General features: G+C 46.4%; 14 protein-coding genes. 5 read left to right on the top strand and 9 right to left on the bottom strand.

The window, feature by feature from the left end; all coding sequences use genetic code 11:
• Positions 1-125: 125 nt before the first annotated feature.
• A complete protein-coding gene (recG, locus tag BTV99_RS11270) occupies positions 126-2,441 on the bottom strand; it encodes an ATP-dependent DNA helicase RecG (RefSeq protein WP_075102464.1) in 2,316 nt (771 codons plus the stop codon).
• A gap of 426 nt (positions 2,442-2,867) precedes the next feature.
• Complete coding sequence (locus tag BTV99_RS11265; protein WP_226941241.1) at positions 2,868-3,464, bottom strand: hypothetical protein; 597 nt, start codon at positions 3,462-3,464, stop codon at positions 2,868-2,870.
• A gap of 502 nt (positions 3,465-3,966) precedes the next feature.
• On the opposite strand from BTV99_RS11265, the gene argA reads away from it, so the two are divergent.
• Positions 3,967-5,289 (top strand): amino-acid N-acetyltransferase, encoded by a 1,323-nt coding sequence (gene argA / locus BTV99_RS11260; RefSeq protein ID WP_075102463.1) that lies wholly within the window; start codon positions 3,967-3,969, stop codon positions 5,287-5,289.
• 251 nt (positions 5,290-5,540) lie between these two features.
• Here argA and BTV99_RS11255 read toward each other — a convergent pair whose 3' ends face one another.
• Positions 5,541-6,272 carry an FKBP-type peptidyl-prolyl cis-trans isomerase gene (locus tag BTV99_RS11255; protein WP_075102462.1) on the bottom strand — a complete coding sequence of 244 codons (732 nt, stop codon included), beginning with the start codon at positions 6,270-6,272 and terminating at the stop codon, positions 5,541-5,543.
• A 460-nt stretch (positions 6,273-6,732) separates the two neighbouring features.
• Between BTV99_RS11255 and BTV99_RS11250 the strand changes: the two genes are divergently transcribed.
• Entirely contained in the window at positions 6,733-8,451 is a 1,719-nt protein-coding gene (locus BTV99_RS11250) for a mechanosensitive ion channel (RefSeq protein ID WP_075102461.1), read from the top strand.
• Between the two features lie 135 nt (positions 8,452-8,586).
• Here BTV99_RS11250 and BTV99_RS11245 read toward each other — a convergent pair whose 3' ends face one another.
• Positions 8,587-10,056 (bottom strand): hypothetical protein, encoded by a 1,470-nt coding sequence (locus BTV99_RS11245; RefSeq protein ID WP_075102460.1) that lies wholly within the window; start codon positions 10,054-10,056, stop codon positions 8,587-8,589.
• Between the two features lie 297 nt (positions 10,057-10,353).
• Here BTV99_RS11245 and BTV99_RS11240 point away from each other — a divergent pair, with 297 nt between their 5' ends.
• Positions 10,354-11,136: an SDR family NAD(P)-dependent oxidoreductase gene (locus BTV99_RS11240; RefSeq protein WP_075102459.1), complete on the top strand. Its 783-nt coding sequence runs from the start codon at positions 10,354-10,356 to the stop codon at positions 11,134-11,136.
• Positions 11,137-11,306: 170 nt separating this feature from the next.
• Here BTV99_RS11240 and BTV99_RS11235 read toward each other — a convergent pair whose 3' ends face one another.
• The 3 genes from BTV99_RS11235 to BTV99_RS11225 all read right to left on the bottom strand — a co-directional run bounded on the left by BTV99_RS11235 (position 11,307) and on the right by BTV99_RS11225 (position 14,794).
• On the bottom strand, positions 11,307-12,002 hold the full coding sequence (locus BTV99_RS11235; RefSeq protein WP_075102458.1) for a lysophospholipid acyltransferase family protein: 696 nt from the start codon (positions 12,000-12,002) through the stop codon (positions 11,307-11,309).
• Between the two features lie 129 nt (positions 12,003-12,131).
• The gene (gene parE, locus BTV99_RS11230; protein WP_075102457.1) at positions 12,132-14,018 is read right to left on the bottom strand and encodes a DNA topoisomerase IV subunit B; all 1,887 of its coding nucleotides are present in this window, start codon (positions 14,016-14,018) and stop codon (positions 12,132-12,134) included.
• A gap of 110 nt (positions 14,019-14,128) precedes the next feature.
• Positions 14,129-14,794 (bottom strand): YqiA/YcfP family alpha/beta fold hydrolase, encoded by a 666-nt coding sequence (locus BTV99_RS11225; protein ID WP_075102456.1) that lies wholly within the window; start codon positions 14,792-14,794, stop codon positions 14,129-14,131.
• A gap of 190 nt (positions 14,795-14,984) precedes the next feature.
• Between BTV99_RS11225 and BTV99_RS11220 the strand changes: the two genes are divergently transcribed.
• Both BTV99_RS11220 and BTV99_RS11215 read left to right on the top strand, forming a co-directional pair.
• Positions 14,985-15,245 carry a DUF1289 domain-containing protein gene (locus tag BTV99_RS11220; protein ID WP_075102455.1) on the top strand — a complete coding sequence of 87 codons (261 nt, stop codon included), beginning with the start codon at positions 14,985-14,987 and terminating at the stop codon, positions 15,243-15,245.
• A 132-nt stretch (positions 15,246-15,377) separates the two neighbouring features.
• Positions 15,378-16,271 (top strand): pirin family protein, encoded by an 894-nt coding sequence (locus BTV99_RS11215; RefSeq protein WP_075102454.1) that lies wholly within the window; start codon positions 15,378-15,380, stop codon positions 16,269-16,271.
• A 161-nt stretch (positions 16,272-16,432) separates the two neighbouring features.
• Here BTV99_RS11215 and BTV99_RS11210 read toward each other — a convergent pair whose 3' ends face one another.
• Positions 16,433-17,221, bottom strand: a complete 789-nt coding sequence (locus tag BTV99_RS11210; RefSeq protein WP_075102453.1) for a hypothetical protein — start codon at positions 17,219-17,221, stop codon at positions 16,433-16,435.
• A gap of 20 nt (positions 17,222-17,241) precedes the next feature.
• Positions 17,242-18,072 carry a TIGR02391 family protein gene (locus tag BTV99_RS11205; RefSeq protein WP_083608634.1) on the bottom strand — a complete coding sequence of 277 codons (831 nt, stop codon included), beginning with the start codon at positions 18,070-18,072 and terminating at the stop codon, positions 17,242-17,244.
• Positions 18,073-18,244 lie beyond the last annotated feature (172 nt).

Below are 18,244 nucleotides of genomic sequence, written 5' to 3'. Positions count from 1 at the left end.
TTTAGTATAGTAATTTATAAAACCATTAAGAATAACATAATTTTGTTATTCTCTTATTGCTCGCTGTCTTAAAGCCTTCAGCTGTAAAGTCCTCAGTTTAAAACACTTCAGGCAACTCAACCAGCTCAAGCATTGGTATAACGGCTGGCCTCCGGCATCCAGCGATGTATCAGCTGACTGACATCGGCTTTGCGCGCAGGATCTGCAATCAGATGCTTGGCCAAGCGCTGCGCAATGGCAAATAACTGCTCATCGCGAATCAAATCAGCCAAATAATAGCCGACATTGCCTGTTTGTCGTTTGCCCAGCAGCTCGCCTGGTCCGCGCAGCTCCAAGTCTTTTTGGGCAATGACAAAACCATCAGTGCTATCTCGCAGCACATTTAGCCGCTCAGTGCCCGTCTCTGATAAAGGCTTTTGATACAGTAGGACGCAAAAGCTCTTGGTAGAGCCACGTCCAACGCGGCCGCGCAACTGATGCAGCTGTGATAGACCCAGACGTTCAGCATTTTCGATGACCATCAGCGAGGCATTGGGCACATCGACGCCGACTTCGATGACAGTGGTGGCAATCAATAAATCAAGATTGCCTGCTTTAAACTCCTGCATGATGGCTTGCTTATCAGCAGGTTTCATTTTGCCATGCACCAGCCCGATACGAATATCTAAGCGTGCACTTAAATCCTCAAACGTCGCTTCTGCCGCTTGCGCATCAAGCACGCTCGACTCCTCTACCAACGAGCATACCCAATACGCCTGCCTACCTGCAGCACAGTTCACCGCAATACGCTCAATCACTTCATCACGGCGATTACGGTCAATCGTCACGGTGGTGATGGGCGTACGTCCCGGTGGCAGCTCATCGATAATAGAGGTATCCATATCACCATAGACACTCATCGCCAGCGTACGCGGAATAGGAGTCGCGGTCATGATCAGCTGATGCGGCGTACTGCCTGCCACGCCTTTATTAGTGAGCGCCATACGCTGCTCAACGCCGAAACGATGCTGCTCATCGATAATGACCAAGCCCAGTTTGGCAAATTGCACTTGCTCCTGAAACAGCGCATGAGTACCGACCACCACTTGCACGGTGTTTTCACTTACCGCCGCTAGCGCTTCGCGGCGCTGCTTGGCGGTTTGCTTGCCCGCCAGCCAGCCCACACCGATGCCTAATGGCTCAAACCACTGCTTAAAGTTTAACAGATGCTGCTCTGCTAAAATCTCGGTCGGTGCCATGACTGCCACCTGCCAGCCACTATCGAGCGCATAGCCCGCCGCGCCTGCGGCAACCAATGTCTTGCCAGCGCCCACATCGCCCTGTACCAGTCTGAGCATGGGGATCGACGTTGCCATATCTGTGGTAATGTCTGTGAGCACGCGCCGCTGCGCACCGGTCAAATCAAACGGCAACGCGGCAAACAGCTTGTCAGCCAAAGGGCTGTGAGCGGCACACTTGGGCGCTTTGTACTGATGCAACTGCTGGCGACGATATAGCAAACTTAACTGATGGGCGGTCAACTCCTCAATGATAAGGCGCTGACAAGCCGCGTGGCTACGAGCGCTGAGCTGAGTCAGCAGCTGATATTGCTGTCTGGCATCGGTATAAGTGGGCGGGGTATGTAGCAGGACCAATGCTTCAAATATCGTCAAGTTATAGACATTATTATTGGCCGTACTAGCAGCGCTGCTGGACTCATCGGCACCATGAGCTAGAGTATGATCTGGCACACGCCGCGCAAGCGTTGAAAATATATCGTCTGGATAGTCGATCTCTGCGGTCACTGCCGGTTTTGGCGCAAAAGGCACCAATGGCAAATCTGCCACCACCGCAAAATCCGCTGGCGTAAATAGCGTCATCGGCAGACCTTGGCTGCGCACCGTCTGGAGAGCCAGCTTAATCAAAGTGCGCAATTTGTTTTGATGCAAGCCTTTGACAGTAGGATAAATGGGTTGCAGGCCGGTATTGGTGATGGCAGTACTATCAGTTAGCACCTGATATTCAGGATGGTGCATCTGCTTGCCATAGCGACTGACTTTGACCTCACCAAACAGTTGCAGCCGCGTACCTACACTCATGGTCTGAGCAAGACCACGATAGACCTTAAAAAATCGCAGAGAAATCGTGCCCGTATCATCATCGACAATGACGGTCATGCCATTTCGTTTGGTATCGACATGCACCACACGCCCCGTAATCAACGCCGCTTGCCCGTGCTCCACGTCAGCGATGGCCACCAAGCGACTACGATCTTCATAATCACGCGGCAGATGGAGCAGCAGATCAAATATCCGCTTGATATTCAACTGCGCCAACTGTGCAGCGACCTTTGTCCCAACACCCGCCAGCGCTGTCACTGGCATATCTAATGGCGAGACTGCGCCTGCTGGCCGTGCAGGTGCGGTAAAGTGACTGAGGGACTGATTGGCGGATGTGGTCATCGAAGATCCTAGCAATTTTTTATTTCCATCGACAAAAGCAAGTATTATCATCACACTATAAATCACTGGCTGATTTTATTATAACTGACAACACCATCGATTATGCCAAGCGATTTGATAACACGGTATTTAGCAGTCGACCCCCTCTAACAATGACATAGTGCTACTGGTCTAAACTTTACTTGCGTACTGCGTGCCTTCGATTCAGTCGCGTGCTTACACAGATAACCACTTTATTTTGAACTGACTAGGGCGTGTCGTGCGCACGTGCTGCAAAGATGCCTAATACGATAAAAGCACCACAATTGATACATTGCAGTGCTTTTTATTCATTTATATATCGTTAATACACTATAAAAATGACTATATAAATAATGTGATGCCATGACTTAACGAGCAGTCATATCATCATCGCCGGCTACGAGGCTACTTGACGCGTGCACGGTATTTTACTGCCACGGTGTCATTGAGCCCGACGCCCTGCAAATCCCAGCGTACGGCTTTGTAGTGCTTGAGATCGACATCGACCAGTTGATTGTCTACGCGAGTACGCAGCGGCATGCGAGCAAAGGTGTTACCATCGACACTGCCGTATGGAAAATCAGGCGCTACTGTACGCAGCAGCTCGACCTGCTCAGGTATAGTCATGGTCACGGTCATCTTACGCACGCGGTCAGCGTTAGTATTGGTAAAGTACCCTTGATACTCCAGCACATTGCCTGACTGCAGCCGGGTGTTGGCGTTGACTGGTACCAGCACTTCTTCGCCATTGGCATCGACACTGACCAAAGAGGCGGTGATTTTACTAGTGACTGCTTGAGCGCTTGAGTTACCGGCGTTGCTAGTACTCGTTTGTACCGCAGCTGAAGCGTCTACCGTCTGCTCTGGCGTTGGCAACATGGCAGAGGCTTGCGTGACGACCATTGCGCCGATAAGCGTACCGGCAACAACGTGAAATAAGCGATGTCCGCTCCATGCGCTAAATGGACTGGCAAAGTGGTTGGTTTTTTTCATGGTGTTCATTATCCCTCGTTGATATATCGATAAAACGCCGCGATACCGCTTCACTATCGGTATGACGCTCGCTCATCTATTGATGCGCGCGTGGCTCTCCGGCATTGGGCAGTATATAGTCAGTTCAAAACAAAACTGTCATAAGTTCCAAAGCGCTACTGGGATGAATTTTTCGCAGCCTCTGTGTATACAGCACACAAGGAAAATTTATACCAGTAGCGCTATAACATTTTTAAATTGAATCTACTATAGTTGCATGCCAAAGACGGCATTTATTTTTCTTGATTATCTTCGTTCGCGGTCTGTAAAGCAATAGCGTTTAGCATAGCAAAAACCCTATAGCTGTACATAAGCCCCGTGTTGCGGTTGTGTATATAGTGCATCGGCTCTGAAAATGATAAACACCACTGAAATAAAAGATAGCTCATAACGGCGTTTTTTGCTATGGTAATTCTTTAGCGATCGGCTTGTTTGCCGCGCCTTTTTTATTCTAACCACAACTGCCCCTATTATGACTACTAGCGCCATGCCACAGATCAATCCTGAATACGTTCATTGGTTTCGCAACTCAGCCCCTTACATCAATACGCATCGCGGCAAAACGTTCGTGATTATGTTTGGTGGTGAAGCGGTCAACCATCCAAATTTTAGCACCCTAATCCATGACTTTGCCTTACTCCATAGCTTAGGTATCAAGCTGGTGCTGGTGCATGGATCTAGGCCACAAATCGAAAAAAACTTAAAAGACGCCGCCATCACCTCGCCCCTGCATCAAGATATTCGTGTCACGCCGCGAGAAGCGATGCCGGCCATCTTACAGGCGGTCGGTGCCATCCGCCTACAGATCGAAGCGCAGCTATCGATGGGCTTGGCCAACTCGCCCATGTACGGCTCTCGTATCGATGCGATTTCTGGCAACTTTGTCACAGCGCGGCCTTATGGCGTTCGTGATGGCGTCGACTACCAAATGACAGGCGAAGTACGCTCGATCGATGTTGAAGCCATCAAAAACAATCTGCTCCACGACCATATCGTGATATTGGGCTCGATGGGCTACTCAGCGACAGGCGAAGTGTTTAATTTGCTCGCCGAAGACGTGGCGCTTAGCACCGCAGTGAGCTTGGGTGCCGATAAGCTTATTTTCTTAGGCGAAGAAGCCGGCATCAATGACAATGATCGCTTGCTACGAGAGATGATTCCAAACGAAGTCGATCGCTTCTTACGCGACCGCGACCTAAACTGTGAGATCAATTATTTCTTACACTGTGCCAGTGTGGCTTGCCGCCAAGGTGTCCATCGCACGCACATCATCTCATACGCCAAAAACGGCGCGCTCCTCGAAGAGCTATTCACCCGTGATGGCTCTGGCACCCTAATCAGCCACGACCCTTATGAAGAAATCCGCCACGCCAACATCGATGACGTGGTCGGCCTGCTCGAGCTTTTGACGCCACTTGAAGAGCAAGGCATCTTGGTGGCTCGCTCGCGTGAGCGCCTCGAGCAAGAAATCGACAACTACAGCGTCATCGAGCGTGATGGCATGATTTTAGGCTGCGCCGCTTTATACCCACTCGATGACGACTCAGCAGAGGTCGCTTGCGTCGCCGTCCATGCCGAATACCGTAACGGCAGCCGCGGCAATGATTTGCTGGCATTTATCGAGCAGCAAGCACGTAGCCATGGCCTACACAAGCTCTTTGTCTTAACGACTCGCACCGCCCATTGGTTTGTCGAGCACGGTTTTGCCGAAGTCGATGCCAGCGCTCTGCCCGCTGCGCGCCGCGAAAAGTACAACAACGGTCGTAACTCTAAGGTCTTTCAAAAAACCTTATAATCTAGGCAGGCTTTGGTCAACCGCCGCGCCAAACCAAAAAAGCCCTCATTTATAAATGAGGGCTTTTTTATCAACGCTAAAAATTGGTAGGGTAACTTTTTAGTTGGTCACTGATACTTTATCAATGTCACTCTGTAAATGGCACTTTATAAGTGATGCCTTATAAACGACACCTGATAGAGGCAGTCGCGCACAGATATCAGTCTGTCAATGCCAGATATAACACTAAAAGCGATGAGTGCCCTAATGCATTATTTTACGTTTAATAGCTCAACCGTAAAGATAAGCGTACTGTTTGGCTCGATACCCGCGTTACCCGCTTCACCATACGCGATGTCAGATGGGATATAAAACTCGTATTTGCCGCCCTCTTTCATCAGTTGTAGACCTTCTGTCCAGCCCGCGATGACTTGATTGAGTGGGAACTCAATTGGCTCGCCGCGCTCGTATGAGCTATCAAATACTGTACCGTCGATCAGCTTACCTTCGTAATTGACTTCGACCACATCGGTGGCTTTTGGTGATTTGCCTGTACCTGCTTCGATGACCTTGTACTGCAGACCAGAAGAGGTTTCTTTTACGCCTTCCTTCTTAGCGTTTTCTGCTAAAAAGGCTTCGCCTGCCGCTTTGTTTTCTGTGGCTTTGGCTTCCATGTCTTTAACAAATTTTTCTTCTTGCTCTTTTTGATAATCCATCAAGACTTGTTGCATCTGCTCTTGGGTCAGTGCTGAGTCGTTGCCTTCATAGCCATCGCGAAAGCCTTGCTCAAAAGTATCAAGATTTAGATCACCGACCGCTTCTTTGTTACCTTCGGCCATCATATAACCCAAGCTATAGCCTACTTTTTCGTTCGCCGAGCTTTGCTCAGTAATTGAGATGCTTTGCGCCGCGGTTTCTTGATTGCCGTTATTGGTGCTACAGCCTGTAACTAACAACATAGCGCTAGCAAGTGCACCAACGCTTAAGGTAGTGATTTTTTTCATAAAGTACTCTCAAATTGTAAGAATAGTGGCAAGATGTCACATGTTCCTATGATAGCAAATCTTGGTTTTAGGAGCCATGTTTGGCAAAAAATTATCGGGCGAATGTACAGTCTGTGTTAATATTTCCTGTCACGATAACAAGTTATCACACAAATACAGTAACACGTTAAGCTTTCTATCTTTAAATCCCCTAATACATCAGCTAAGCTGAATGAGTTCAGGTGATAAGTAACCGAGTGTAACTCTTTATCATGGATGATATGACATTGGTGGTATAGCAATTAGCACAAGATAAGCCGATGTTTTTTCGATGAATTTTTACACTTAAAAATTATAATATCACCGCACAACCGACTTAAAAAAGCTATTTATCATAACCATCTATGTTGGTTTCGCTCGCTGATAGCAGTACCTAGCCTATCATTCGGCGGCTTTTATATGATGATTAAAGGAGGATAAGATGAATCCAATGTTTGCGTCTTTTAACGGTTATCTGGGTGGGCCTATTGGTTCCATCATTGGGGCCATTTTGATATTTATTATTGGCTGGCTTGTCGCACTGGGTATCGCGGCTTTGGTTCGCAATGTACTGTCTAAAGTGAATCTCAACCAACGCATGAATTCTTCAACCGGCAAAACCTACGATTTAGAAGGCATCATCTCTAAAATCGTATTTTGGTTTATCTTTATCATCGCCATTTCTGGAGCGTTGAACCAATTGAATCTGAACTCCATTTCGACACCGTTTGCCAATATGGTCAATCAAGTACTGGCCTTTATCCCTAACTTGATCGGCGCTATCGCCGTTGGGGTGATCGGTTGGGTCGTCGCCACTGTGGCGCGTACTGCTATCAACGCCGCCCTTGCTAAAACTTCGATGGATGAACGCCTAAGTGCACAAGCAGGCGTAAAACCCATGAGCAGCACGATAGCCGATATGGTTTATTGGTTCATCTTATTGGTGGTATTGACCATGGTACTCGGTCAATTAGAGCTTGATGGTTTGTTTGCGCCATTGACTAACATGGTTGATAAAATCTTTAGCTTTATCCCTAACATCATCATTGCTGGCGTGGTGTTTGTCGTCGGCTACATCATTGCAAAAGTGGTGCGCGGTATCGTCACCAATCTTGTGTCTACCTTTAATATACAAGAGCTGGCCTCAAAAGCAGGCTTGAGCGAAAAAAACAGCCTGCCGAATATTGCAGGGTCTTTGGCATTTTTAGTGGTGATTATCCCGACGATTATCGCGGCATTAAACGCTTTAAAAATCGAAGTAATTTCGCGCCCAGCGACCAATATGCTAAACAAAATCATGGAAGCGTTGCCAAACATCTTTATGGCAGCGGCTATCTTAGTGGTGACGTTTTATGTGGTGCGTATGGTTGCCAATATCATCAAAGGTTTGATTGAAAACACAGAGATCAATCAGATACCTGCCAAGGTTGGCCTACAAGAAACCATGGGTGATAAGAAAGTCTCTGATCTTGTCGGTTATGCCATTGTCTTTTTTGCCATGTTATTTGCCGCTATCGCTGCCGCTGATTTATTAGGCTTTGAGCCAATCTCAGCCATCATCGCGATGTTTATCGCCTTTGGTGCCAACATTATCTTGGGCGCGATTATTCTGTTCATCGGCTTTTGGCTTGCCAACATCATCGCTGGTGTGGTGGAGCGCTCTGAGCAAGGCTCACAGTTCTTAGCAAACATCGTGCGCGTCTTAATCATGGGTCTTGTACTTGCTATGGGTCTAAAAGCGATGGGCATTGCTGACTCTATCGTCAACCTAGCCTTTGGTCTGACACTAGGCGCAGTTGCCGTGGCCTTTGCTCTCTCGTTCGGTCTTGGTGGTCAAGAAGCAGCCGCCCGCTTCTTACGTAAGATGCAAGACAAAATGGATGAAGAGCAAGATGAAGCCAAAGCCAAGTCTATGCTACAGCCGAGTGCATCGACTCGTGAGAAGTTTGCTGATGCTGTCCGCGAAAATACCCCATCAGCGGCAACGAAGACTACTGATACTCACACTGATGTCGTCGATACCACTCGCGTCGATACCGATGCTATCGACACCGCTGATATCGATAACGATGTTACCGATGGTAGTATCACTGATGCAGATATCGACAATAACAACTTGCTACCAGGTAGCGGTCTAAACGACGATATCAATAATAAGTAATTTGCTCTCGAAGTATGTGTTCTTGAGATAAATTCATCAGTTTTATGCTCGCTTAAACCAAAAAAGACAGCTTAGGCTGTCTTTTTTTGTGGGCATAAATGTGTGTTTTATACCTATCAGTCGCTATCAATAGTGCTATTTATTACTTTTACGCGCCGGAATGGTGAGATTCAAACGAACTTGCGGCAGGGCTTCTGCTGGATGGTCGTTATCCGCAGAAGTGCCTGCCACTGGCATTTTTTGCTGTTGCAGCTGTTGTATCTGCTTGGTGAGTTGGCGCTCACGCTGGGTCATGGTCGCAACGGGTTGGATCCATAAATCAATATCGATAAAGGTTTCTTGCCTTCCATTGATGAATTCCACCCCCAAAATAATGACATGATGCAGCGCTGCTATCGGTAAGCGCGTGGCCACATCTTGAGCAATTTTTGCCAAGTTTGGCTGAATGGCTTGTTTGCTATGCTGCCCTTCCTGATTTTGACCATAAAATATCAGCACATAATGCCGACCCAGACTCTCATACGAGTGCTGATGTACCACGTAACCGGCGCTTTTTAGGCTGTCTGGTTGCTTTGGATGTCGGTATAGAGTGCGTACCAGCTCATGACGAGAAAACAATGACTCGTCGAGTAGCTGCTGCTGCCAATATAAAAAATCAACCTCTGAGGACATTTGGGCGCTATTGCTCAGTCGCTCATCACGGCACATCGCTATCATCTGGCCGCTTAGCTGTGACCATAGTGTGGCAGCTTGTGCCATGTGCTGCTGATACATCTGCGCTGTCGCACTTTGATTTTTGTGCGCCAGCGTCATGGCGATCAACGCCGCATTGGGCGCATCTTGCACGCCCGCTTTTATAAGAGCATTATCAATGGTGATGGCATGAGTAAATACAGACGGGCTGTACAAAAACTGAGTGACCAAATCTGCCACCCTTTCAAAATGTGCGTGCTGATCGCTAAGTGACTGCTGGAGCTGCTGTAAATAATAGCGCAAAAACCGCCATAGCTCACAAGGCGTCTGTAGCGTTGACGACAGCTTCTGCCAGTCAACATGACTGAAGATTTGTAGCGGCCGCGGTTCACCACTCATATCGATGACCAAATCTTCCATAAAATAAGCAGTATCAAAATGATGCGTCAGGCGATTTGCTAAGCGCTGTTGCGGTGAGAGTGTCGGTATATCAGCGCTCATCTCTGTCTCATCGAAAAAGACGATATCAAAGACCAATACATCGCGGCGGCTTTTCTTGTCATGATTTTGATTATCGCTTTGATTATCGCTTTGACCGTTATCGCTTCGATCATGCTTATGTTGATTGTCCTTGCTATCCGCGACGCAAGAAGTCTTATACCATGCCAGCACCGCCTTTAGCGTCGCCGTTCGCGCCGACTTAATAGTCTTCGCGCTACTATGCCTTGGTAGATACAGTGTCAGATCCAACCATTGCAACCGCCCAAGCGGCAACTGATAGCAGGATTGCCGAGCGTCATAGTAGGCGTTGTATTGACGCGTCACTGCCTGCATATCGCCAACGCTTACGCCTGCCGCTGTGCCCTGCAGGTAGCAAGCCAGATCCTCGGTTAGGTCAGTCAAATCAGCCACCGTTTCAACCTTTTATGATTATGGCGTGTTCAACACACCCCAAATATTATGAAAAATTAAACGACATAAGCGTCATGAGACACAGTCGCTTTCAGCGCAATGAGTTGTTATGATGATATCAGCACAGCAGCGCTTACGTGCGTCTTTATATAGTTTAGGGATTTGACGAGACGAGCCAGACGCGACTCGATACAGCTGATGGTCTTTTATCCCCTCAGCATCTGTCACATCTGACACCTCAAGGATACTCGGCTCACACCGCCCATGATTGTCATATAATAACGAGGATTGAATACCATGAAACGCTTTAAAGAAAAAACCGTCATCGTCACAGGCGCAGGCTCAGGTATTGGCCGGGCGACTGCTATACGTTTTGCCCAAGAAGGTGCCAATGTCGTCTTGGTCGGTCGTACCGCTGAAACCTTAGAAGAGACTGCAAAAGAGTTTCCACAAGACCGTACGTGGATTCATACCGATAACTATCTGACCATCACTTGTGATATCAGCATACAAAGCCAAGTACAAGAGATGATCAAACGCGCCGTCGATAAGTTTGAACAGATTGATATTTTGGTCAATAACGCTGGCAAAGCCATGCAAGGGAAAATCACTGACTTGTCAGCCGAAGACTGGCGAGCTGCCATCGATGTCAATCTAAATGGTACGTTTTATGTCTCGCAAGCCGCCATGCCGCATCTGATTGCGACCAAGGGCAACATCGTCAATGTCTCCTCGCTCTCAGGGGTCGGCGGCGACTGGAACATGGCCGCTTATAACGCTGCTAAAGCCGGAGTGACCAACCTCACCCGCACGCTAGCCTTAGACCATGGGCCAGATGGCGTGCGAGTCAATGCGGTCAATCCCAGCGTTACCAAAACTGACATGAGCAGCGCCATTCAAAACAACGACAATAAAACCGATAAGTTTTTGGCGCGCTGTCCACTCGGCCGCTTAGCGACACCAAACGATATTGCTGCCGCCATTACTTTTTTAGCCAGTCACGACGCGGCGATGATCACGGGGGTCAACTTACCCGTCGATGGCGGCGTCAGTGCCTCAAACGGCCAGCCGCAGTTTTGATCCAGCCATCAATCAAACACCATCAGACCTCATAATTACCGTTACCTCGCTCACTAATAACCAGCGCTTCTTGCCTTTGTCATAAAAAACAGCCCTTGATATCATCAGATGTCAAGGGCTGGTTATATATAAAACCTCAAAGCCTGCGCGGCGCATAAAACCCATAGCGCTTAATCTGTCGCGCGATTGATGTCTTGCAGAGGCTGCGACAAGCGCTCAGGATGTCTGGGCACCACCCCTTTATACTGCGCATAGATTTTTGGCAAATCAGCGTCGATATCGCCACTCGGATAAATGGGCGACATAAAACGTATCTCTTTGGTTTTATAATCCATCGCCACTGGCAATATAGGCACGCCCGCACCCATTGCCAAGTAATAAAATCCCGACTTCCAGCCTTTGGTGTACTGGCGCGTGCCCTCTGGTGCCAAACCCAAAAACAGTGGCTGACCAGTTTTAAACTTATCGATACTCGCTTGTAGTACCGAGCCTTTGTTGCCCCGATCAATCGGAATCACACCTATCCAATTTAACAACTGGGCAAAGACAGGTACTTTAAACAAAGTATGTTTGCCCAAAATGCTGATCTTAAGATCCAGCGCAAATAGGCTTGGAATGGCATAAATACCATCGACATTTGAAGTATGCGGCAATGCCAACACCACCGCTTGCGGGATATTGGGCACCTCACCGACTGTACGCCAGCCAGCTGCTTTGAGTAAGGCTGAAGCAAGGACAGGCGCAAACTTATTGCCCCGTCTTGGTACCAAATCACCCAGATGTTTTTTGCTAAGTTTTGGTAATGCTTTGACTCGTGCAGACTCAGAGCGGCCCGATTTAGCACGATTAAATAACGTTGATGTCATGACGGCACCATATAATTAAAGATAGCCATATCATAACATTAAGCTTATCGGGCGAGATTATCTTTTATACTTTTATTGCATAGGCGCTCGGCAGACACTTGCCCATGGGCGAGCGATCAATGACAAACATCACGGTATGTCTGCTAAATTACCTTTACTCTCTAACCACGACTTGCGATCGGCGGCGCGTTTTTTGGCCAGCAGCATATCCATCACGCCATTGGTCAGTATCATGTCATCCATATCCAGCTGCACCAGACGCCGTGTATCGCGGTTCATGGTGGTCTCACGTAGCTGCTCAGCGCTCATCTCACCGAGTCCCTTAAAGCGAGTGATTTGCGCTTTTTTATTCCCAGGTACGCCCGCTAAAATATGCTCAAGCTCAGACTCATCTAACGCATAATGCACCTCGCGACCGACATCGACACGATACAGCGGCGGCATCGCGACAAATAAATGGCCGGCATCCACCAGTGCTGGGAAATGTTTGACAAACAGCGCACAGATAAGCGTGGCAATATGTAGGCCATCAGAGTCGGCATCGGCGAGGATACATATCTTGTCATAACGCAGCTCAGAGAGATCATCTGAGGCAGGATCGACACCGATAGCGATGGCGATGTCATGAATCTCTTGGCTCGACAGCACCGTATCTGATGAGACTTCCCACGTGTTCAGAATCTTACCACGCAGCGGTAATATCGCTTGATAATGTCGATCGCGTGCTTGCTTGGCACTGCCGCCCGCAGAGTCGCCTTCAACCAAAAACAGCTCAGCCCCATCACGCAGATCGCCGCGACAATCGGCAAGCTTACCCGGTAATGCAGGCCCTTGGGAGATTTTTTTACGGGCGACCTTTTTGGCAGACTTGAGCCGTCGACCAGCTTTATTAATAGCCAGCTCGGCGATTTGAGTACCCATATCGGCATGCTGATTGAGCCATAGGCTAAAGGCATCTTTTGCGAGGGTCTGCACCGCACCGGCAGCTTCACGGCTCGAGAGACGCTCTTTGGTTTGACCAGAAAACTGCGGCTCAGAAAACTTGAGCGATAGGATATAGTTGACCCCATCCCACACATCTTCTGCCGTCAGCTTCACATTGCGAGGCAATAGATTATGAATATCGCAAAACTCACGCAGTGCCTCTAAGATACCAGTACGTAGGCCATTGACATGCGTGCCGCCTTGCGCAGTTGGAATCAAGTTGACATAGCTTTCTTGAATCGGCGTACCACCCTCAGGCAGCCACGATAAAGCAAAGGTAATACCCGCGCGCTCACCGTCTTTTGCCTCATGATTATAATAAAATGGCTCAGATGGCAGGGTCTCAAGTCCATCTAGCTGCTCACTGAGGTACTCAACCACCCCATCGGTAAACTGCCAAACGACTTTTTCGTCATTGATATCATCGACAAACTCAATCGTCAGACCAGCGGCCAATACCGCCTTGGCTTTTAGGTTATGCTTGAGCTGTTTGACATTGAATTTTGACGTATCAAAAAAACTGCCATCGGCCCAAAACTGCACCCGAGTACCGCGTTTGCGTTTATTGGAGCTGACAGATTTAGTCAACGGCGTCACCGCTGCGCCATTTTCAAACGCCATCGCAAACTGCGTACTATCGCGCCATACTGTGACCTCAACGCGTGTTGATAGCGCATTGACCACAGAGATACCGACACCGTGCAACCCGCCCGATACCTCATAATTGGAGGTCGAAAACTTACCGCCTGCGTGTAGACGCGTCAAAATCAGCTCAATACCTGACTGACCAAACTCAGGATGGATATCGGTTGGCATACCGCGGCCATCATCTTCGACCGATAGCGAGCCGTCGCTATGCAGCTGTACTTTGATGGTTTTGGCATACCCTGCCAGCGCTTCATCGACGGAGTTATCGATGACTTCTTGGGCCAAATGGTTGGGACGGGTGGTGTCAGTATACATCCCGGGGCGACGGCGTACCGGCTCCAGCCCTTCTAAAACTTCTAACGATTGCGCATTATATTGACTCACAAATGCATCCTTAACTGTTTATATACGATGAATTCTATACAACCATTATAACGAAAAATAACGCCATTAAGGTCAATACTCAGTCGCTCACGTCAGATAATGTCGTCTCTTTAAACCAAGCGACCTTTGACCAATTGCTGTATGACCTCGATGACTTTGGGCAATTGTGTTTTAAAATCACTAAAGCGATGATCGCCGCCTTTTTGCATATTGACCGTCGCTCCTTGCTCCCTATAGAAGTTGGCAGAAAGACTGCTATTGAGCAACTCATCACCCTCTTTGATTAGCGCGACTACTTTTTTAGGATAGTTAAGGCTCGATAGCTGATGGCACGCAAACCACTCTAAATCAGCATTCGTGATGCGCCAACCACCCAAAGTGGTGTATAGCACCTCGGACGCCTCGTCCTTCGCATCCTCGTCCTTCGCACCGTCGTCCTTAGTCTCAGCGTTATACTTAAATCGCTGCAGTGTCTGATGCGGCTGTATACTAGGGTTTAATAAAAGCGCCGGACAGCCGGTATGGTTACTGAGCAACGTAGCAAAATACCCGCCTAATGAGCTACCGACCAAGACCGTATCTTGATCATGAGGGTTTTTGCTCGCCACACTATCGATTAACGACAGCATCTGGTCAAACACTTGATCTGGCGTCTTATTTAGATCGGGGCATAACACCTTGATATCAGGATCATACTGGCGACAATACTCCTCTAATAGCGAGCCTTTTATAGAATTGGCATCACTGTCTAAGCCATGGATATAAATAATATTCACGTATCATCTCACTTATTGGTTTTGTTAAGATGGTTGTATCTCGATAATAAAAATCCAGCATAGCACTACCGCGAGCAAAACAATAACACTAAAACGGCACACTATTATTCAGTATTTGCACCATAATAACAGTATCTGACTATACGACGATATAAGTAAAAGGACTAATGACAATAGCAATGGAGCTGCCATGAATCAGCAGTTTGAACTGTTCGAGATTGCCAATCCCTGTATTGGTGTCTGTCAAAGCAATAAAAAAGGCTATTGCTTTGGCTGTCTGCGTAGTCGTACAGAGCGTCAGCTATGGCATGATATGACAACAGAACAGCGCCGTGAAGTACTACGACTGGTCAATGGGCGCAGACAGCGTATCGAGCAGATGCGCCAGCGCAAAAACGAGCAGCTAGGCTTTGATTTTAACGAAGTGGCTGAGACAGGAGAGCTGTTTTAATCAATGAAAAATAGTTAATATGCGTTTAATAACGACTCAAACTATTATAGATGAACTACATAGTAGCTATTGAATTTTATATCCATATCCTCAAATATATGCGAGTAGTCATTAAAAATGTAGGAGAGTACAATGGATAACAGCCTAATAAATAGCGTAAAAGACACCGTCACCCACTCACGTCAAATCGAGCAGCTACACGCTGGGGTCGATACTCAAGACGGTGCTGGCGTTAAATTGACTCGCGTACTGACGCAGCAGCTGCAACAGCGCCTCGACCCTTATCTGATGCTTGATAACTTTAAAAGTGACAATCCAGATGATTATGTCGCTGGGTTCCCAAACCATCCGCATCGCGGTTTTGAGACTATTACTTATATGATCACGGGTCGTATGCGCCATCGTGATAGCGCCGGCAACGAAGGGTTATTACAAAATGGCGGCGTGCAGTGGATGACGGCAGCTAGCGGCGTGATCCATTCGGAACTACCGGAACAAGAAGACGGTGCGATGGAAGGTTTTCAGCTGTGGCTCAATCTACCTGCCAAAGATAAAATGAATGATCCTTGGTATAAAGACTTCCAAAGTGAGGACTTGCCTAAATACACCACAGAAGATGGCGTAGACGTCACGGTAATTGCAGGTACATCACACGGCGTAGAAGGTGCAGTCACCCGCGACATCACTGAGCCGACGTATTTAGATATCCATATGCCAGCAGGCACGAGCTTTAGCCAAGCCATTCCGGCTGATCACAATGCCTTTGCTTTTGTATATCGCGGCACGGTAGATATTGAAGGCGAAACCGTGCCGACTAAGACTATGGCTATCTTAAAAAATGATGACAATACGGATGGTGTTACCATTACCGCTGATAGTAATGAAGACACCAAAGTGATCTTAATCACTGGACGCCCACTACGTGAGCCGATTGTGCAATACGGTCCGTTTGTCATGAACAGTCAGCAAGAGATCATGCAAGCAGTCACTGACTTCCAAAGTGGTAAATTTGGTGAAGGTGCTTAGTTGATAGCCTAATTTGTTGAATATTTTATTACACGTTAAAGCCCGTATTAGTTCGCTAATATGGGCTTTTTTTTGGGAAAGTTGCTGCTTTAGCTGTTTGCCGAGTCTTACCGAATGACGGGTATAGTTAAGTATGGGCATTGATAAGCATAGTCTAAAACTCATAGTTGAACGTCAGCATTTAGGGTTTGATTTTGAGCATTCAAATTCCTACTTCTTATATCTGCATTAATCTTAAGTGACTTTTTATCATCTGGAGGTAGGTAACCAATTTTGTCTAATTTAGAAGCTAAATGATTAATTGTTGGTTCATAGAAAAATAAAATTGCATTATTATTTCGATACTCTGTAAGCATTGTTAGCTGCATAGATAGCTTCACTATCGTTAAGTGCAAATCCATGAGCGTCGATTTAGTGTTTACTAGTTCAGTTTCATAATCTTCAGGTGGACGCTCTTCTGGTTTAATAATTTGTGTTAACGCATCATCTGTAGCAAAAGTCAGTAAGAAATAGAGTTCTCTTTTTCGAAGCTTTCCATCAGAAATAAAATATAATGGTTCTTTGTAAAGTCTTTCTAATCTAATTTCTAAAACTTGAATCGTTTTATATACATCAGCTTTTTTACTTTCATTCTTAAAATGCACAACTTGTTCTTGTGCAGCTAATCTAGATTGAGCTATTTCATCTCTAGTAGCTTCTAATTCACGATTTTGAAGAATAATTGTAATGAGAAGTGCCATTAAAGCAAAAAAACTTAATATTGGGTTCAAAGTTCCGCCAACAAAATCACCGAATGTTCCCCAATACTCAGGTTGCGATGTGAATTTTCCATTAAAATTTGAAAAGTACAGTATGAAGACAGCAGCCATTACAACTATAGCTGATATAAAAATTTTAAATAATACGCTAATCAGTTTACTAGATGTCATTGTCTGAATTTTATTCTTCAATTAAATACTTCCTTTTAAATTTAAGATTTTCTTACAACCGCTTTACTTTCTAAAATGAATAACTGGTTTATTAGCATGAATTCTCGAATTTCGTCGCTTAGATTATGTTTAGGTTCTTGATGTGCACGATTATTGCGATAAGCCATGAAAACATTGGCAAATAGAGAAGCTCTTCCTTTAGATTCGCCTGACTCTAAGTTCTCCCAATACAAAACCGAATTATCACCTTGAAAGGCTTTTGCAAACAGCTTAGTGCTACTTTCGTTACTTAAACCAGTACGCTCTCTGACGATATCTTCAATTTTCCGGTATCCGCTCATTATTGCGTTATCTGGATTTGTTTCAAACTCCAGTGCTAGCTTAATAAGACGTTTATCAAGTAAAGCCATAGGAATAGTAAGAGGGAACTCACTAAAAATATTAAGTTCACGTTCCTTGTAAAGGTAAGCAGAATCATGCCATCTAGCAGGACGCACTGGCTTTATACTATTGATATATTCCAAATCTTTTACACTTAAACTTGAATTACATATACGTTCAAAAATTGATTTTGAAATAATGTATTCATTAATATTATCTGTATAGTTCCGCAGTAAATTTAACACGAATGCATATCCTTTTGGCCCTTCTCCGTTGTAACCTGAAGCAAAACCACCTTTAATGACTGTCTGAATATCATACTCAAGGGTTAGCAATAAGGCATGAGCTTTTGAATAAGGCTCTTCAAAGGTGAGTACTTTTACTTCATGTATTTTTTCGCCAGCATGGATTAGGTTTATAACTGCTTTTTTACATTCTTGCGTAATACCACTGTCGCCTATGTATTGAATACCTGCTAATTTAGCCTTCACTATTGTTCCTCAGTTATCAAACTAAGAAAGGATATACTAATATTTTCCAGAAATATACCCATAAAAAAAGCCCCCAACACATAAGTGTCGGGGGCTTTTAGGAATAGGGAGCTGACGATGACCTACTCTCACATGGCCGGAGCCACACTACCATTGGCGCAACGATGTTTCA

Origin of the sequence: Psychrobacter sp. Rd 27.2 (assembly GCF_001921755.1) — a bacterium.
GTDB classification, from domain to species: domain Bacteria; phylum Pseudomonadota; class Gammaproteobacteria; order Pseudomonadales; family Moraxellaceae; genus Psychrobacter; species Psychrobacter celer.
This window is presented reverse-complemented; position numbering and strand designations above follow the sequence as displayed.